Origin of the sequence: Rubripirellula lacrimiformis (assembly GCF_007741535.1) — a bacterium.
GTDB lineage: Bacteria > Planctomycetota > Planctomycetia > Pirellulales > Pirellulaceae > Rubripirellula > Rubripirellula lacrimiformis.
Window position 1 is genome coordinate 2,374,924 of record NZ_CP036525.1, and the last position, 19,596, is coordinate 2,394,519.

Annotated in this window: 10 protein-coding genes and 1 tRNA gene; 3 read left to right on the plus strand and 8 right to left on the minus strand. The window is 56.0% G+C overall.

From position 1 onward, the window contains the following. Positions 1-5: 5 nt before the first annotated feature. Positions 6-362 (minus strand): hypothetical protein, encoded by a 357-nt coding sequence (locus K227x_RS30365; RefSeq protein ID WP_218934109.1) that lies wholly within the window; start codon positions 360-362, stop codon positions 6-8. Between K227x_RS30365 and K227x_RS08470 the strand changes: the two genes are divergently transcribed. Continuing rightward, positions 307-6,156, plus strand: a complete 5,850-nt coding sequence (locus K227x_RS08470) for an ATP-binding protein (protein WP_145177499.1) — start codon at positions 307-309, stop codon at positions 6,154-6,156. The two genes, K227x_RS30365 and K227x_RS08470, sit on opposite strands and share 56 nt — an antisense overlap. A 310-nt stretch (positions 6,157-6,466) precedes the next feature. Here the strand turns inward: K227x_RS08470 and K227x_RS08475 are convergent. Continuing rightward, positions 6,467-6,539: transfer RNA gene (locus K227x_RS08475), tRNA-Cys, on the minus strand. A gap of 154 nt (positions 6,540-6,693) precedes the next feature. Beyond that, positions 6,694-8,196: a serine/threonine-protein kinase gene (locus K227x_RS08480; protein WP_145169113.1), complete on the minus strand. Its 1,503-nt coding sequence runs from the start codon at positions 8,194-8,196 to the stop codon at positions 6,694-6,696. Between the two features lie 581 nt (positions 8,197-8,777). Here K227x_RS08480 and K227x_RS31370 point away from each other — a divergent pair. Beyond that, positions 8,778-8,903 carry a hypothetical protein gene (locus K227x_RS31370; RefSeq protein WP_261343427.1) on the plus strand — a complete coding sequence of 42 codons (126 nt, stop codon included), beginning with the start codon at positions 8,778-8,780 and terminating at the stop codon, positions 8,901-8,903. On the opposite strand, the gene K227x_RS08485 is transcribed toward K227x_RS31370, so the two are convergent. The 3 genes from K227x_RS08485 to rsfS form a co-directional block, all read right to left on the minus strand. Next, the gene (locus K227x_RS08485) at positions 8,900-9,262 is read right to left on the minus strand and encodes a hypothetical protein (RefSeq protein ID WP_145169114.1); all 363 of its coding nucleotides are present in this window, start codon (positions 9,260-9,262) and stop codon (positions 8,900-8,902) included. The genes K227x_RS31370 and K227x_RS08485 overlap by 4 nt on opposite strands. Before the next feature lie 317 nt (positions 9,263-9,579). Continuing rightward, positions 9,580-11,559 carry an arginine--tRNA ligase gene (gene argS / locus K227x_RS08490; RefSeq protein ID WP_145169115.1) on the minus strand — a complete coding sequence of 660 codons (1,980 nt, stop codon included), beginning with the start codon at positions 11,557-11,559 and terminating at the stop codon, positions 9,580-9,582. Positions 11,560-11,773: 214 nt separating this feature from the next. Beyond that, positions 11,774-12,310, minus strand: coding sequence for a ribosome silencing factor (rsfS, locus tag K227x_RS08495; protein WP_246146676.1), 537 nt, complete (start codon positions 12,308-12,310; stop codon positions 11,774-11,776). Between rsfS and bcp the strand changes: the two genes are divergently transcribed. After that, positions 12,309-12,935: a thioredoxin-dependent thiol peroxidase gene (gene bcp / locus K227x_RS08500; protein WP_391540424.1), complete on the plus strand. Its 627-nt coding sequence runs from the start codon at positions 12,309-12,311 to the stop codon at positions 12,933-12,935. The genes rsfS and bcp overlap by 2 nt on opposite strands. Before the next feature lie 107 nt (positions 12,936-13,042). Here the strand turns inward: bcp and K227x_RS08505 are convergent, their stop codons facing one another. Continuing rightward, positions 13,043-15,460, minus strand: a complete 2,418-nt coding sequence (locus tag K227x_RS08505; RefSeq protein ID WP_145169116.1) for a YidC/Oxa1 family insertase periplasmic-domain containing protein — start codon at positions 15,458-15,460, stop codon at positions 13,043-13,045. Positions 15,461-15,744: 284 nt separating this feature from the next. Continuing rightward, the gene (locus K227x_RS08510; protein ID WP_145169117.1) at positions 15,745-19,566 is read right to left on the minus strand and encodes a HEAT repeat domain-containing protein; all 3,822 of its coding nucleotides are present in this window, start codon (positions 19,564-19,566) and stop codon (positions 15,745-15,747) included. Positions 19,567-19,596 lie beyond the last annotated feature (30 nt).

Below are 19,596 nucleotides of genomic sequence, written 5' to 3' on the forward strand. Positions count from 1 at the left end.
TGCCCTCAGAAGTTAAATGCGTCACTGCCCGACGCTTTGAGCCGATTGTAGCTATGGCAACGGATCCGTGGATCAATTTGAAAAATATCATTGAGAAAAACAAAGCATTCGTAGCAAATGATTTGGAATAACCCCTTTTGGTGATCTATTTTTCCTCGGGCATAGCTATTGAGAACGCGTTTTAGCGTCGGCAATTGCTCGAAAACGTTTGTGACTCCTGCCCCGAAGTCATTTTCGTTTTGCAACACTTGTATTTGTTCGACAGAAATCGAGGCGATAGTGAGGTCAACGATTAATCCTGATGGTGTGGGGCAACGGGCGAACCGATATCGCATCATCAAAGAACTATCGAACACGTCCATCGTCTATTGTTTCCTTGCCGAGGACCTAGACGAGGGGGGGCAGGTTATCCTCCGCGAAGTACCTAAAGGGTTTTTCCGAGAGAGGGGGTACTATCGTTTTAAAACGGAAGCACGCCTGACATCTAGTATCCGATGTGAAACCTATGCCAGCCCCATCGATTATGAGGTTGGTGAAAAGAACCTACGGGTAGTGTATCCCTACACCGAGGGGGTCTCGCTGTCTTCTAAGTTTCATAAAGCCCCGCTGTCCGCCGCCGAAGCGATGGGGTTGGCCCGCGATCTATTGGACGGTTTGGATCATATCCACCGGATAGGGTGTATCCATCGCGACATCCGTCCCTCGAACATCATCGTGCGACCCGATGGCCGTTCTGTTTTATGCGGCTATGTCCCGCTGTGGTGTCCGGAACTATTTGGCAAGGACGATCTGCTTGCTCGCGAATGCGCGTCGTATACGTCCCCTGAACTTTCGGGAATCATCGATCACGACATTTGCGAGTCGTCGGATCTGTATTCGGTTGGATACGTCCTGTACGCCGCTCTGACCGGAGAAACCGCATTCGATGGCGACGTCAGCGAGATTCTGTATCAACACATGACGGCGGACCCGGACGCTAGCCGGTATCCCGACGACACTCCGGATGCGGTCATTCAATTGATCGACAAGCTGATCTGCAAAGAGCCTCGCGACCGCTACCAAAGTGCTCGCGCTGCCCTGCATGATGTCGACGCGATTTCGCAAGCGCTCCTGGGGGACGTCAGTTTTGACGATTTTGTAGTTGGCGCTGCTGACCAACGTTCGGTCATCATTGACCCCGCGTTTGTGGGGCGGGATGCCCAAGTCAAGGTGTTAGAGCAAACCCTTGAAGACGTCGTCGTTGGGAAGTCTCAAAAGATCTTGATGACCAGCGAATCGGGGATGGGAAAGACAAGATTGCTGAACGAGGTTGCACGTGTTGCGTCTCGAAAGCGGTTCTTGGTACTGCGCGGTCGCGCCACCGAACACGCCGCCCAGCAACCCGCAGCGGTCTGGTTGCAGGCGATTGATCAACTGGTCAAGCATTTGGCAAATGATCCGTTGTTGCTTGCCCGGACCATGGACCGGATGGAGGACTATCGCCAGGAAGTTGCGACAGCGATGCCGCAACTTGCAAAGTCCTTCGGGTGGAATATCAGCACGCTATCGGGTCCGGATGTGCTAGGCCAAGGGCGAGTGGTATCAGCCTTTCGATCTCTGTTCACTGGTCTGGGGACTGCGGATCGCAGTTTGATGATCACTTTGGACGATTGCCAATGGATGGATGACCAATCGTTTCGAATTCTAATCGCTTTATGCGAAGCACCATCGGAACACTGTTTTCTGTTTGCGGTTGCGCGCCCCGACGAAGGGATTTCGAACAAGCTGCAAAGTGAGGTCGAGGTTTCGCAGAAACTTTCGCTCGGACCGCTAACACCCCATGCGGTCAAGCAGCTGGCTGAATCCATGGCTGGCCAGCTTCCAGATGTTGCGATCGAAGTCGTGCAGCGATTCGCCGAGGGTAGCCCGTTCATGGCTGCCGCCGTCTTGCGAGGTCTGGTTGAATCAGATGCGCTGCGCAGCGTCGACAAGGTATGGCAGGTCGATCACGACCAACTGTCGTCTTTCCAAACCGCTGATGGTGCGGGGGATATTCTGGTCGATCGGTTGTCTCGTTTGCCCGACGATGCAAGAAACATTCTCGCCGTCGCCGCAGTGATCGGTCGCGAGTTCAGCCTTGACATTGCTGCCGATTTGGTCGGCATCAGCGTTGCCGATGCGCATAACGCCATCCATCCGGCCCGCATGCAACGATTGGTCTGGAGCCGTCCTGACCGAGTGCTTTCGTTCGTTCACGACAAAATTCGCGAGGCGATTTTAGAAGAACTTTCAACGGCCACGATCAAAACCGCACACGGTCAAATTGGGCGATACCTCGAAGCGAATGAACCGCATGAGTTCTTTCGGCTGGCCTATCACTATGACGCTGCGGATATGCATCAGCAGGCGCTACCCAATGCGATCCACGCCGCCAAAATCGCGCGAAACAGTTTTTCGTTGGTCAGTGCGCAAGAACAGCTGCAGATCGCCGTGCGTGCACTGCATCATTCGACGGGCGAACATCAATTGTTCATCGAAATGATGATGAGCGAGGTGTTGTTGTTGCAAGGTGAATACGACACTGCCGAAGAGTGGCTCGATCGGGCTGACAAAAGCGTTGATTCCAGCAAAGACCAGGCTCGTGTGTTGCTACGGCGTGGCGAATTATGGTTCAAGCGTGGCAACAAAGACCAAGCTGTGGAGTGCTTTGAAGCGTCGCTTCGGCAGCTGCAGCAACCGGTCTGTTCCACGCCGATTCAATTGGGTTGGAACCTGGCGATCGAAGGCGGCCGACAATTGCGGAACTCGCTGTTCCCTAGCCTGTGTGGGAAACGCCAGATCGATCCCAGTGAACAGGATCAAATGTCGCTGTCGCTGTACAGCCAGATAGCGCACGCGTACTGGTACACCCGCAACAAGTATTTCACGCTGTGGGCACACCTGCGGGGGATGAATGCGGCCGAAGAATATCATCCGACGCGGTTCCTAGCACAGACGTACTCGGAACACGCACCGGTGATGACGCTAGTGCGTTGGGAAAAACGCGGCATTCAATACGCCAGCCGGTCGCTGGAAATTCGTAAGTCGTTGGGCGATGTGTGGGGACAGGGGCAATCACGCAACTTCCTAAGCATCCTGTTGTATTCATTCTCGAGGTACGAAGCCTGCATTGACCAGGCGCGCCAAGCGGTCGACGTTTTGGAGCGAACCGGCGACTATTGGGAAGTGCATATTGCGCGGTACCAGCTTGCTGCGTCGCTTTACCGAATGGGAAAGTTTGACGAAGCGGTCGAACTGTCCCAGGTCAACTACCAATCGGCAATCAAGCGTGGTGATTTCCAGGCGACTGGGAATATCATTGACGTCTGGGTGCGTGCTGCGTCTGGGAACGTGCCGGTCGTTCTGATCGACCTTGAACTTTCCAGAGATGTGATCGACGCACAACGGACCTGCCAAGTCTTGATCGCGAAGGGTGTCCATGACTTCTATCACGACCGTTTCAGCGAGGCTGCCGCTTCGTTCGAAAAAGCGGTCCTGGTAGCACAGAAGACGAAGGTCAAGAACTCTTATGTCAGTCCTGCTCATGCGTGGATGTGCAGCGCCCTGCGTCGCAAGCTGGAAACCACCGTGGTTCGCAACGTGGCGACGCGACGGCAAGCGGTGAAGCGATTGTACCGAACGGCAAAAAAGGCCGTTTCGATTTCCAAAGAATTTACGAACGATCGTCCACATGCGCTGCGTGAATTTGCTGCGGTGCTTGCGATTTCAGGTAAACAACGCAAATCACGTCTGATGTTCCAACGCAGCTTGGATATCGCCAAGCAGCAGAACGCGAATGCCGAGTACGCTGAAACACTTGTCCTGTATGCGGAATATGCGAAAGAGTTTGGTTGGCCGATCGATGAAGATGAAACCGAACAGGCAAAAGAACGACTCTCGAAATTTAGCGATACCAAACACAGCGTCAACGAAAGCGGATCGCTTTCGTTGCTGGATCGATTCGATTCACTGCTGGCGTCAGGTCGTCGAATTGCCACCAGCGTGATGCCGCAAGAAATCTATAACGAGGTTCGAGCGGCCGCTGCCAAGATCCTACGTGGCGAGCAGGTGTTTTTGATTCTCGAAGATGCCGATGGCGAAATTTCGACGGTTCCCCCGGTGCAACGATTTGATCCGTCCATCCTGGATGAATCGCGGCGGTTGAAGCAAACCGTGGTTCGCGACCAAGAAATTTGCGTCTTGCCAGGTACTTCGGATTCGGACAAGGGAACGTTCCTTTGTTGCCCAATTGATGTGAATAATGAAACGGTAGCGTTTCTTTATGTCGTCAATCGTCGGTTCTCTGGAATCTACGGTGATGACGAAATTCGAATCGCCGACTATCTAGCGTCCGCGGCCGGTGCGGCACTGGAAAAGGCCGATAGCTTTTTCCAATTGCACGACCTGAACCAAAACCTAGAACGCAAGGTCAAGGAACGTACCGATTCGGTGGTGCGACATTCGAAAGAGCTGGAACGGACTGCGCAGCAACTCACCGCGACTCAAGAAAAATTGCAGTTGGCTAAAAGTGTTGCCGAAGAGGCGAATGCGGCGAAGAGCGATTTCCTGGCCCGGATGAGCCACGAAATTCGAACTCCCATTTCCGGGATTCTAGGATTCACCGACCTAATGCTCCGCGGTGTTGTATCAGACGATGCGGAACGCACGTTACACCTGCAAACCATTCACTCCAATGCCTTTCACCTGCTGGATTTGCTGAACGATATTCTTGATATCTCGAAGATCGAAGCGGACAAGTTGGTGACCGAGAGTGTTATGTGCAACCCGATCTTGATCATTGGCGATGTGGTCACCTCGATGCAATCGCAGGCGATGAAAAAGAAGATCGAACTCGGCCTGCGCGTCGAAAGCAGTGTGCCGGATGCGATCGTCAGCGACTCCACTCGATTGCGACAGATTTTGACCAACTTGGTCAGCAACGCGTTGAAGTTTACCGACCAAGGCGGCGTTACGCTGGTGGTCCGAACGCTGGGACCAGCGGCCGCACCCGATCAACTGCAGATCGTGGTGGAAGACACCGGGATCGGAATGACCCCCGAACAGATGGCGTCGGTGTTCGAACCGTTCAAACAAGCGGACGTTTCAACCACCCGGAAATATGGCGGCACCGGTTTGGGGCTTTCCATCAGCAAACGGCTGGCTGACGCGTTGGGCGGAACAATCGACATCGAAAGCGAACAGAATGTCGGAACCCAGATGATTCTGACGCTGAAAATTGATTGTCCCGATGATGTTCGTTTGATTGATCCCGACGAGGTTCTTTCGACTGCCCGTGGGCATCGAAACAATCAGTTCCTAAAGTGCAACCTCAGCGGCGTTCGTGTGCTGGTCGTGGATGATGGTGAATCTAACCGGAAACTGTTGTCGTTGTTGCTCGCCGACTCCGGTGCGATCGTCAACACGGCATGCAACGGTCAAGAAGCGGTCGATGTGTTGATGGCGGATCATGATTCGGCCGACATCGTCCTGATGGACATGCAGATGCCTGTTTTGGACGGGTACAGCGCCGTCGAATTACTCCGCGAGAAAGGTTTCCAAAAACCGGTCGTTGCATTGACCGCCAATGCAATGGTGGGCGACGAGGGCCGCTGCCGAACTGCTGGATGCACCGAATACCTGACCAAGCCGATCGATCTGAACGCACTGCTAAGAATTGTTGCAGCAAACTCGGTCGGTGAAGACGCTTGCGAGATGATTTCGGTCGAACATGCTGCAGGTGTCGATCAGGCAGCGCCAGCGTCGCCGATCGCTTTGCAAGTTCGTCATGACGGGAAAGAGTCCATGTCGTCGTCGAATCTGTTGCCGGCCTATCCAGCGTTGTCTGATGATGATGACTTCCTGGATGACGATTGGCTTGAAACATTCGCCAGCGAATTGGTAGAGCAAGTGGATGTTGTTCTGCCCAGTCTGATCGAGGCCAGCATCGCTGGCGACATGGACACGATCGCCAAGCATTTGCATCAGATCAAAGGATCCGGCGGAACGGTGGGCCTCGACAAATTGTCCGAGATCGCAGCCAAAGGCGAACAAGCGATCGTCGATTCGCAATGGGAAAATATTTCCAGCACGCTGGCGGAGTTGCAAGAGTTCGTGTCGATGGCGAAAGCCGCACGATAAGCCCCATCGGACAATTTGGGTCGTCGGGCGATAGCCCCGGCTATTGAATATTGCAGGTGTGCAGGAACCGCGAATGTCGCCTGATCCCGGGCATTCGGACCGTGGGGCAATCATCGTTGGCGTTGGATCGCTCATTGGGGCGATCTGATCGCTGATCGGCTGGATGCGACCCGATGGGGACCCTGCCTTGATGTGGGCGTCTGCGTCGCATTCGACGCTGCTGCCGAAAATTTTCGGGATCACGCTGCCCGCGATCAAATCGCGGGGCGTTGGCAGCAATCGCCGTTGCGAATACTGCCCCCCGAAAAAGAGGCGACGGTGGGATTCGAACCCACGAATAAAGGATTTGCAATCCTTCGCCTTAGCCACTTGGCCACGTCGCCGTTTTGATAATGCGAAAACTAGAGAAAGACTGGCGAACAGTCAAGATCGGTAGTTTCGCATGCTTTTGTGTTCTGCACCAGATATGACAGTACTATCGGACAAGATTCTTTGAGACTTCAACCCGAACTGAGAAAATTTCTGGCAATTGGGTGCTCAGTACGTTCCCAGTGGCCGCTTCTCGGTCCCCTTTAGCAGCCGCATCAGGGCCACACGCAGTTCTTTCACCTTCAACGGCAGCGGCAACAGTTTATGGTTGCCGCCCCGACGTGCCGAGGCGATCAAGCTGGTTTGCCGCCGATCGACCAGCAGAATAGAGGGTATCGACGCGGTGTGTTCGTCGTCTGCAAATTTATTGAACGCTTCGACAGCTAAACTTCCAAGTTCCGACGCACCGAACACCAGACAGTCGGCTGGCGGATCGTCATCGGGGTGGAAACGGGCCAGTGCTCGGTTGGGGTCTGAAATGACCAGGACTCGGTAGCCGCGTGATTTCAGTCGTTCGCGAACGGCATTCTGGAGCGCCACTTTCGATTCGACCAGCATCACGATGTAACCTTCGCCTTCGTTGGTCGGATCCTCGTCTTCCTCTTGATATTCACTGCCGGGCGCATCATCGTCGCGGCGGCGGGGGCTGATCCCCTGTTCCAGGATCTGGATCGCTTTCTTGGCTTCGGCTTGCAGGGCCGCAGCCGACTGGATCCGCTTTTCAGGGTTGAATTCCAACGCCCGTTGGACCAATTGGTTGGCGACCCCTGGGACATCAGGGACGCGTTCATGAAGCGGAACGATTTCTTGAAAACGCGAAACGCTAAGCCGCTGCAGTCGGTCACGGGTTTCCGTCAGCGCCGGGACCCCTGCCAGCATGTGGTACAGCATGTTGCCGGCAAAATAGACGTCACTGCGTGGGTCGTCCTTGCGAACTCCGGTGCCCCGTTCCAGAGCCGCATAATCGATCGCTCGCGCGTTGGGGCAGTCGGCCATTTTTTCGGGGTTATTGCGGTCGGTCAACGCAGCCAAACCAAAGTCGACCAGCTTGGCCTTCCCGTCGGATGAAATCAGCACGTTGGACAATTTCAAGTCACGGTGGGCGATCCCCAGTGATGCCGCGTAAGCCAGTCCAGATGCGATCTCGTAGATCAAACGCAAACTAAGATCCGCAGGCAGCTTGCCGCGTACCTTCACCAGATCCCGAAGAGTTTGCCCTTCAACAAATTCCATCACCAGGAATGGGTTTCGTTGATCGGGGACGACGTCCAAGATATTCACGATGTGCGGATGGCGAAGCTTCAGCCCCATGCGACCTTCGCGAAGAAATTGTTCCAGTTCCTTCAACTCGTCCCGGAAACGTTTTCGCAGCACTTTGACCGCGAAGACCTGGCCGTCTTTTTCCGCCCGGTAGACTCGCGCGAACGTACCCGCACCAATCAGGTACAGAATCTTATAGTCGCCATAGAAATAACCCTGGCGATCACCCTTCAAGATTTTGTCGGTTTGCAGCGTCGTCACGACGCCGTTGCCCTGCATGACCCGGATCATTTCTTCCATCGTGTGGTCACCAACGCCCAATTCGTTGAGTGCATGGTCGATCACACGGCGGTCTGCGAGTCCAAGGTCAGCAATTCGCTGCGCAAACTGTTGGGGGGTAAGTTCACTCATCAATGACCAGGAACACTTCTATTCAGGACGCGGAAAAGACATTCAGGCAGGTAGCAGCGTCGGTCCCGCCAAGGCCATCGTCGTCCCCTGAGAAGCACGGCCAAATTGCCACGGTGACCTCGCCGATTGGTGGGCCACGCACGGCGGGGCAATCAACGGTGGCCATCCGAAAGCGGACGCGATCAGGCAACAGGCATCCATCGGGGACTGGAACCAACTGGTTAACAGTTTACACAGAATATTGCCGCGGGTCTTGGCAAGGTTTTTCTGCATGGTGACGGCGGGCCGTCTTGCGGCCGGAAGCGAAGATCCGGCCCGTTGGCGGTGATCCGCAGTTTGGCGGCGTCGATCGGCGGTCGATCGGCGGTCGGGCGGCGGTCGATCGGCGGTCGGGCGGCGGTCGGGCGGCGTGGATCGTCCCTGAGGGGCCTGTGGACCCGTCATTCGGTGTCTGTGAACCGCGATGGATTGTTCATGAACCGGTGTGCGGGGCAACCGTCACGGGAGCAAGCGTCGCGGGGGATAGCCGGAACAGGGCGACCGAGAAAGGCCGCCAGCAAAGAATTTGTGCCGATCGTTCTTTGAGTGCTCGGATTGACCGAGGAAACGATTGGCAGGCACTTCGGCAGTTGGTTTGTGCCGACGGGACCGCCAAGTTTGGCGATCCCGTGGATGGTGCGTTGGTGGAAACTTGGCCGGAAGCCTAGCCCATCAATTTTTCCAGAGTCGACAATGCCGACTTGGCTTCGTCGATGCCACCGATTTCGGCAACCAGTTGCTTGACCTTCAGAAGCGAATCAACCGACACGTCGCCATTGGATTTCGCTTTGGCGGGACGGCCAACGGCGCGAACCGATTTGACAGAGCCTTTCGGGCGACCTGGGCGAGCGACTTTCTTCTTTCGCTTGGATGTTGAAAGGATCGTGCTGACAAATCCAGCGCTGACCGAGATACCTTGCTTGCTAAGGTCTTCGGCGATTTGCTTTGGCTTTGCCGATGGGTTGCTGGTGTTGTAATCGCGAATGGCTTGCGACTTGTTCGGTCCGCCCGACTTCTTCTTTGCCATGATCATCATACCTTTCGAACCGAGAATTCGGCCGTGAACTTTGGGGGGTGAAACACATCGGTTGGTGAACGAATTGCAAAAGCCATTGAATAGAACCACGTTGCGAATGTTGTCTTGCGGGGCGAGCAAAACGACGCGCATTTGTGGTTTGGCCTGCAATCATCGCGAACCATCTGTGCACTTGGTTCCCTAAGTTATGTGGTTTGCGCTTTTTGTCAATCCGATTATGGGTATTGAGCAAACAAACCACTGCGATTGCAGCGAAGATTGATAATGAAATCGATGTTGATGTTGGTCATCGCCATCGTTGATGTCGATTACATCCGCTGGACGACGCCGACACCCAAAAGGTTCAGCCCGACACCAAGGATACGCCCGCACAATGCAACCAACATCAACCGTGTCGCTTGGATGGTGGGGGATTCGGCGCGCAGTACGTGACAGCTTTCGTTGAACTTGGAATACACCTTGGCTGTTTCCAACAGGTAATCAACCAGCATGTTGGGGGCATAGTCTTTATGGACGGCAACGAGTGCTTCTTCGAACTTCAAAAGCATCAGCGCTAAGTTGCGTTCGGCTGGATGCGTCAGTTGGATGCCGTGGCTTTCCACCATGTCGATCACATCCGATTCGGCCTTCTCTGCACGTTCCAAGATCTTTTGAATACGAGCATAGGAATACTGAACGTACGCGGAAGTATTCCCGTCCAACGCGACCATTTTGTCCAGGTTGAATCGATAGTCACTGGTCCGATGGTGCCCCAAATCAGCGAACTTGATGGCTCCGATGCCTACGATTTCGGCGATCGCTTCTTGTTCGGATTCATCCATCGGTGGATCGAAGTTTTCCAAGCGATCCGGGTTGCACACCACCTGTTTGGCACGATCCACCGCATCATCGAGCAAGCTTTCCAGTCCGATCAGCGACCCGCTGCGAGTTTTCATCGGCTTGCCGTCTTCGCCCAGGACGGTGCCGAAGTTGACATGCACCAACTTGACATCGCCGGTCCCCACAGCATCGGCGACCGCAAACAGTTTTTCGAAGTGCTCGCTTTGGCGGCTATCGACGACATAAACAATTTCCGCAGGCTGAAATGTCTTCAAGCGGTATTCAAGCGTTGCCAAATCGGTGGTGGCATACAAGAACGCACCATCTTGCTTGCGGACGATCATGGGGGCATCAAAGCCGTCTAGGAAGACGCACGTCGCGCCATCACTTTGAGATGCCAATCCCATGGTTTCAAGTTTTTCGACAATCGGACCCAACATGGGGTGGTAGAAGCTTTCCCCCAATGTGTGGTCGAACTGGATATCCAATCGGTCATAGATCCGATTGATTTCGTCTTTACAGAAAGGAAGGAACTGTTCCCACAAGGCAAGGTTTTCGGGGTCGCCACGGTGTAGTTTTGCGGTTTCTTGAAGGACAGCGGTATCGATGTCGCTGTGTTTCTGTGCGTCGGCCATCAATGCCGCGTCGCTTTCCACCGCTTGGATCTTCCCGTCCAAGGATTGGAGTTCGTCGCGCAGTCCGGCGATCCGTCGTTGCTGCGAAGCGATGTTCTTTTTGGCCTTCTTCTGTTCTTTGGCTGGTAGCGAAGCGAGGCTGGATTCGGCGGCAGCCAAATCGTTGGTTGCCGTTTCGATCGCTTCGATGGTCTTCGGTTTCGATGCCAGCGCCTTTCGGTATTCGATCAACTGGTTGACATGGCGATACAGCTTGGAAAGCTCGGGGACGGGATTTTGGTTCACCACTTGGGGGTCACCGAAATGCCTATAACCGTAAATGATGATTCCAAATTGAGTGCCCCAATCACCCAGGTGATTGTCTGTGATGGTTTGGTAGCCCAGGAATTTCAGGGTTCGGGCTAGAGCGTCGCCGATGACTGTGCTGCGAATGTGGCCGACGTGCATGGGTTTCGCCACATTGGGTGACGAAAAGTCGATCACAATGCTTCCACCCTGCTGTGTTTTGGCGACACCGCAGCGAGCATCACCGAGCATGGCTCGCAGCTGCTCCGTTAAAAATTCATCGCGCAGCTTTAGATTGATGAACCCAGGGCCGGCGACGGTTGGCGTTTCGCATAGGTCATCGACCTTCAATCGCGACACCAGCGTTTCGGCGACTTCGCGCGAAGGTTGCTTCAGGGCCTTGCAAAGCGGCATTGCCGAATTGCACTGATAGTCACCGTGATTGGGATCCGTCGTCGATCGAATCATCGACGCGAAAGCATCAGGATCATCGGTCAGGTCTTTCAGCGCGTCGACGAAACGTTGCTGCAACAATTGGGGAATGTGCATAGATGCGACCGCAAAGGCCGTGGGTCAAAAGAAGGTGGACGATTCAACGACCGCATTATGCCATCGTTGGTTCGCTTTGAACCTACGGCACAATGCGGTCGGGCGCCTTGATCCAAGGCGGCTGGCCAAGGGGATTCTTACGCCTTGGCTTTGGTAGGATTCGGTGGACGACTGACCGCTGGTGTCCACCGTGGATCGGTCGCTTGGCCGATTCCTAGGCTTGGGGGGGAAGGCCAAGTTCTTCCAATGGGATCGACTTGCCGTCGGCCCACAGCGATTCTAAGTCATAGTATTCGCGGGTTTCGTCATCGAATAGATGGACCACGACGCTGCCGTAATCGAGCACGATCCAGCGACTTTCGTCGTATCCTTCGATGCCCATGCGATGGTCGCCAAGCCCTTTTTCAAGTGCGTCGTCGATCTGTTCGCTGATCGCATGCAGTTGCCGCCGGCTGGTCCCGGTCGCCAAAACGAAGAAATCGAATTCGGCCGATTGGGCACAAACATCGATCACCATCACGTCTTGGCCGTTGTTTTCCAGTGCCACGCGAGCGGCTTCGGTGGCCAGTTTGCGACCGTATTCAACCCCCAGGGGACGAATCGCACGCGACGGATTGACCATCGGGTTTTCGTTGGCAGCCGACTTCGATGATGGCTTGCCAGCCACAGGCGAATTGGCCGCTGACGAATCAGCAGAAACGGGTTGGGAGCCGGACGGATCGGGCGTTTGTTCAGAAGTATTGTCACTCATGATCGAGAGTCTAGTAAATTTAGCCGCCCTGTCACGCACCGGTCAGGCAGCGGGCGGCGTTCCCAAGGCAATGGGTGGACACGATACTATCGTGCAGGTGCCCACGGCGGACCCTATTTCTCACTTCCTAGCAGCAGGTATTTTGATGGCAGATTGGATCGAGCCCGGCCAAGCGGCCCCCGCTTTCACTTTGAAAGATGACTCGGGAACCAAGGTCAAATTAAGCGATTTGAAAGGGAATCCGGTCCTCGTCTACTTCTATCCGCGTGACGACACACCCGGTTGCACCAGGGAGGCCTGCGCTTTTCGAGACCGATATGACGAGCTGAAGAAGCTGGGCGTCCAGCTGTTCGGCGTCAGCGGTGATACGGCGGAGAGCCACCAAAAATTTCGTGAAAAATTTTCACTTCCTTTTCCTCTTTTGGTCGATTCGGACCATGCGATGAGCGAAAAGTATGGTGCCTACCGTGAAAAGAACATGTACGGCAAGAAATCGATGGGGATCCAGCGGTCGACCTACCTGATCGACGCCCAAGGCAAAGTCGCCAAGGTCTGGAAACGCGTGACAGTGGACGGGCACGACCAGAAGGTCATCGAAGCGGTCCACCAGCTAGAGAGCGAGTGAGGCCGCGGAATCCCCCGGGCCAGAGATTCGCGGCGGCGGTTGAGTCGCCGCCCGCGTGGCAATCTGCACGTTGATGCAGACTGCCCCTGTCCACGGGCGGGTTCGAACTACTTCTTCGGACGCTTCCGTTTGTTGGGACGCTCGAAAGTCGGCTCGGGCTTCTTCACGCTGTCCTGAATTCGTTTGACCAACGAATCTTTCTTCGCAGCCGGTTTTGACGATCCCGAATCTGTGGGAACTGCCGACCCTTCTAGGACGGAAGTATCAAAGTGGGATGTCTTGGGAAGCGTTTTCTTGACCAAGATTCGTTCGCCAATGCCCCACAGACTGCTGGTGATGAAGTAGATGCACAGGCCCGCAGGAACGCGAAAGAAGAACAGTCCCATCATCAACGTCATGACGTTCATCATCTTTTGCGTCATGGCGGTTTGTTCGTCCGTCGCCGGCGGCATGAACATCTTCTGCTGAGCCAAGAACAGACCGACCACTAGGACCGGCAGGATGTTGAAATAGGGTCCCAACCATCCTGTTCCCCGGCCCGACATGTAATCGAACAACCAGTCGCCCCAATAGGCCAGCATGTCGGGGCCGGCCAGGTTGGATGCCCAATCGGTACCGCTGAAAACGGGCTGTTGGCGTAGTTCGATGTCGACCGACAGGGCGCGATAGAGCCCGATGAAGATCGGCAATTGCAGGAACATCGGCAGGCAGCCGGCCATCGGATTGAACCCAACGCGTTGTTGGAGTTCCCGCTGGGCCTTCATCCGCCCCTCCATGTCGTCCTTGTGCTTCTCGGCGATCTTCTTCAGTTCGGGAGCCAGTTCCTGCATCTTCTGGGCGTTGATGGCCGCTTTGCGGCTTAGTGGGAACATGCAACCGCGGACGATGACCGTCAGCAGGATGATCGCCAGGGCATAGTTGCCGACGCCCGAAAGCAGGTGAAGCAATCCGCCCAACAGTTTCGCGAATCGTTCAAACCATCCGTAGTAAATGAATTGGCCAAGTCCGAAGGGTTCCAGAACCTCGGGGTCCTTGGGACCGGCGAACATCTGCAATTCTTGGCGAATCGATCCACCGGGCGGGACATTGGCGACCACGCTATCGAGCACGAACGAAGCATTCACCGCGCGTTCTTTGTTCTTTGGAACGGCCAACGGATCGGCGACGACTCCGGCTACGCAGCGACGGAATGTGGTTAGCGAATCGACACCTTCGCTGGGCACATAGGCGACCGCAAAGTACTGCGCATCGATGCCGATGTAGCGAAGGTTGCGTGAGGAGTCATCCAAGTCGGGGGCGAAAATCGGCCGATAAGGATTCTCCGGGGTCTTTTTAGCCAGTTTCAGCAGTTCATAGCCGCTGACCAGTTCGTGATCTTCGGCGGCAGTGTTGTAGACCACGTCGCGGGCGGCGGCGCCAGAGAAGTTGGGGCTGATTTTATTGCTGTACCACCAACCTTCTAGGGTCACGCCGTTGGGGCCTTCCAAGCGATAAGACAAGTCTTGTGCTTCGTCGCCTAGATTGTCGACCTGCAGTTGCATGTCGATCGAATAGTCGGCTGGTTTGACGGCATAGGTGCGTTGCAGTCGAACCGACTGTCCTCCGACCGCTTCCATTTCCGCCTGGGAAAGTTCGACTTGCAGGGTGACCGATTCGCCTTCGTCGCTGTCGCTGGTGCCGGACGTGCTCCAGATCAGATCCGCTGGGCTGGCGTATCCGGGGATTTTGTTTTTCCCCAAATCGATGCTCTTGCGATTCACCTGGCTGAGCAGCATCAAGCAAGATTGGCGGGTCAAATTGCCTTCGATTTGATCGGTTCCACCGTCGCGTGCTAGCCGCACGACGTCCAGCGGGTACTGCGACAGGGTCACCGTGACCGTTTCGGGGCTCTGGGTCGCCGATCGCACGATTTCCAGATCGACCTGGTCGCCAGGAACCGATTTTTCCAGCGCCGCGTCGATGCCGTTGCGGGTGGTTACCGGTTTGCCGTCGATCGACGTGATGATATCGCCGACTTTCAACCCGGCGATCTGGGCGGGAGTTCCCGGTCCCACAACGTTGATGACCACACCGTCCACCGTGGTAGCGGATTCGGCAGCCAGATATCCCAGGTATCCGATTCGGATATCGACCCGGTGGTATTTCAGTTTTCCTTTGTCATCCCGTTCGGTCAGTTCGATCCGTTCGATACCCGCACCGCGAGTATTCAGGGTGACCAGCATGTGGTAGCCGGAATCCGCAGCCATCGAACCCAGCGTGATCCACTCGGGATCCGTGGGGCGATTGGATGCGATTTCGTCGGACGACGCATCGTCCGGGGCCGTTTTATCACCGGTCGGTCCGACCGCGCCGGCATCCACCAATTCGGGCTTGGGATCAGCATCAGCGAGCAAATCGCCAGCTGGATCGACCATTTCCGCGACCGGTGGGGCTTCAGGCTGAGGTGCGAATTTCTCGCGCAGCAGCATGTAAACCAAGAAAAACGCCGTCGAAGAGACGATGAACGTAAGCAGACGACGTTCCACGATCGATCCCGATGGGAAGAGAGAGCGAGAGGCGAGTCCGAGTGCGGATCCGCGTGATTCCAAAGCGCTATTCTGTCCGCCACGCCAAATCTTGGGAAGGCGAGCCAATCAGAACACCAAGTCGATTCGGTGGGGCGAGGCTTCGGTGGTGGCATTCGCCCGAATTCCCCGTGGGAAAGGATCTCTGGCGACGCCCGCTGCGTCCATGGTGAAATGGACGACCATCGGCCCAAGGATTCCTTGGGCATTCGACGAAAAAACGCAGTCGCGTTGGAGACCAACTTTTACGGTCGCGATGCGATCTCGACCGCCGAACTGACGCCCATGTAGGCCATCAAGTCGCTGATTTCTTCCAGCGTCAAACTATCTAGCAGCCCGCTTGGCATGATGCTGCTGTTGCTGGGCAGCACCTGATCGACTTCCGATTCGGGGATCGTCGTCACCTGGTTGTTGGCGTCTCGGATCTCCAAAGTGCGGTTCGTCATCTGGCTGACCATGCCGACCAGGACCCGTCCGTCGAGCGTCAGAACTTTCTTGCTGGCGTATTGGTCGCTGACAACGTGGTTGGGATACAGGATCGATTCCAGGATCTCGCGTTTGCTGAATCGTTTGGCCAATCCATTGAGCGATGGGCCGATGGCTGGTCCGTCACGATTGACTTGGTGGCATTGGTTGCATTTGGCTTTGGCAAACGCGTCCAGCCCATAGTTGGGGTCGCCTTGGCTGCCATCGTCACTGTCCAGGTAGTTCACCAACTGGTCAAAGTCCCAGCGGGATTCGTCCGCTTTGGGAAGTTCGGCCGATGGGCGATCCGGGTGAGCCTTGGCGTACCATTTTTGCCAAGGTCGCATCGTCAGGCTTCCGCTGGCCGATTTTTCGCTTGGCGGTCGTTGCATGCCGGTCCAATGTTCCAACAATCGTTCGACGTTCTCGATTTCGCGACCGTCTTGTTCGGCACGCAGTCCCAAGATGATCAGCTGTCGCAGCGCCATCGGGTCGTCGGTGGCAACGCTGACGGTCCGCAATGCTTTGACGACTTCATCGCCGGTTTCGTCTTCCAGAACATTCAGGCTGCGGACCAGATAATCCCAGTTTTCGCCGTCGGGATGTTGGGCCAACGCCATCGCAATGACGGCTCGACGTTCCGGTTCGGTTCGCCAAAGTTTTCTCAGGTAGGCTGCCGATTCGTCGTCCTTGGCCGACGCCAACATCGCAATGATTCCGGTGCGCAGTCGACGTTCGACGTCGCCGGGACGTGGGTTGGCGATCAGTTGTTGATCCAACGTGCGGAGCGTTTCGGCGGTTTCGTTATCGATCGGGCGCGGCAGTTTGTAGATGGCCGCCAAGGCAGCGTTCCGCCACACGGATCCTTGTTCCAGAATCGCTTTGACGTCTTCGTCGGACAGCGACCTAGCAAAGTCACGCGTGACCGCCATCAAGTACATCGACAGCGATCCGCTGGTCACCGCGTTGGCGGTGTTTTCGTAATACTTCAAGATCTGGAATCGTTGATTCGCTGTCCAATCGTGGGACAGGAACTGCAGGCACATCGCAACCAGTGTTCGGTCGACGTCGGCGTGATCGGTGTTGTTGATGTAGTCCAACGCCCGCTCGGCGACGCCGTCGGATTGCAGGTAGGCACACAACCGAATCAGTTCGTGATTCATGCGGTTATCGCCGGCCGGAAATTCTTCTGCAATTTGAATGCTAAGCTCGGGCACCTTGTCGGGGGAAACTTTCCCGCGGTGCAGCGCGACTTGGCACAATCGAAGCGTGTCGACGAAGTCCACATCGCTAAGGAATTCCTTCATCAGTTCGCTGGATCGTTCCAACACTTGCAACGCGGTCGCTTCGGTCGGGTCTGCATTGATCAGTCCCAACATGCCGACGATGCTGATGCGTGGGTCGGGGCTGGCCAGGACTTCGCCACGCCATTTTTCGGTGTCGATACGTTCCAGCACGCGGCGGGCAACAAACGCGAGTGTGCGATCGTCTTCGCCCAGCAGTGGGATGACGGCATCCACATCGGATGGGAACTGGCCGCTTCGCAGGATTGCTTCGCAGGCGGTTCGTCGCACGAACGCGTCGCCGTCGGAAAGCAATTCGACCAATTCAGCAGCACTTCGTTTGCCGGGATGCAGCCCCATCAATCGGGCCGCGCGTGCTCGAACGGCTTCGTTTCCGGATCGGCTTAATTCGATCACAAGGTCTTCGCTGGGGACCGGGCCAAAGAGTTGCATCAGGTCCATGGCGCGAGTTCGGTAATGCGATGGGTTGTCGTCGCTGTACGCAACACCGGCGACCATCTGTCCCCATTTGTCACCCAATTCGCGTTTGATCGATGCGATTTCTTGGCGGGCCCAAGCGGATTCCAGTTGCGGTTGGCGGATGGCCGCAGCGATCCCAGTGCCAAGTTTCTTCATGCGTTCGGGAATCTCGCCCTTGTAGACGACGCGATAGACTCCGCCTGCGGTTCCGCGACCGCCGGTGCAGAAATACAGGGCACCGTCGGGACCAACTTCCAGGTCGGTGACGTTCAGCGGTTGGCCTTTCAGAAAGACTTCGCTGTCGGCAATGTATCCGCTGCCGCGTGGCTTCAAACGCACATTCAAGATTCGCCCTTCGGACCAATCGGCCAAGAACAACGAATTGTGATAGCGGACGGGAAACATGTAGTGTTCGTAGCAGGCGGCGCCGGTCGGGCTGCCGCGTCCGGTGTCCAATAGGTTGGGCAATCGGTCGACGTAGTATTCAGGCCATTTGGCCCATCCGGTTCGCCATCCGAATTCACCGCCTTCGGTGACGTCGTAAAGTGCGGTCGGGCGGAACCATGCGGTGTCAACATCGGCTTCCATGTCGGCGTCGTGCACAAACATGCCGCCGCTAGGGTGGAACACCAAATCGTAGGCGTTGCGGATGCCGCCGGCGACGCGTTCGACCACACTGCCATCGGCGTTGGTTCGAATCACGGTGCCACCAGGTGCGCGGATGCCGCGTCCGTGTCCGGCCGGATCTTCGTAACGGGGCAGCAGGTCGCCTTCGTACGCGTCGGTGAGGGTTTCGCCAGGGCCGGTCTTGCCGGTCGCTTGGACATGGCTGCCCAGCACAACATAGATCATCCCGTCCGGGCCAAGCCGGATACCGTGGGCACCATGTTCGCCGGGGCTGCCATCGAGTTTGACGATCGTGTGCACTTCTTCCAGCGTTCCGTCGCGATCCTTGTCGGTCAAACGGTACAGGGCGCTGCCGTCGGGGCCCTGGCCGGTGACGAAGACTTCGCCGTTAAGCGCTAGGATGCCTTGGCACGATGTCACTTGATCGCAATACGTGCGGACATGTTCGGGGATGCCGTCGTCGTCGTTGTCCATAACCAACAGCAGTGGGCCACCTTCTTGGGACAAAATGATGTGTCCAAATTCGTTGAACGTCATCGCGATGACCGATCCGGTCTGTTCGTCGTCTAAGACGCGTTGAACACCGAATCCTTTTTGAATCTGGAATCGTTCGCGTTGTTCGGTCTGGGTTTCGGCAGCGACATGTTCTTGGCGATCCCAAGGGGCGGTGTCACCGAGTTTTCCGAATTCGGTCGGGGAATCCCACAACCGATCGTTGAACATGACGGTTTCCCACATCGGATGATCGCTGGTGCTGGCCTTCCAGGTGCGGTCGGTGCTGAACGTGAACCACTTGTCCTGTTTTTCGGGACGGATGGAAACGCGAGCAGCCAGTGCTGCGGTGTTGCCGCGAGTGTTCACGACGCGGACCGCGATCATGTTGCGGCCGACTTCCAATCGGTCGCTGATATCGTAGGTCTGCATTTCGCTGGACGACGTTCCGGTGCCAATCAACTGATCGTTGAAGAACAGTTCATATTCGTCGTCGGCGGTGATTTCGATTTTGCCTTCGGCCGGCACCCGCAGGTTGATCGGTTTGCGGAACAGGCATGTTTCGCCCTCGGGGATCGCGTCCGAAATGGTTCGTCCGTTCGCCCAAACCCACTGGGCTTCGTCCGCCGAAGCGATTGGAACGGTGATGCACACAGCGGCAAAGCATGCCGACAGCGCATAAGCGAAGGGGCGGCGAAAAATCGTGGGGAGGCCTTCCATGGCGCAATCATCAATTCGGGGGGAGGGACG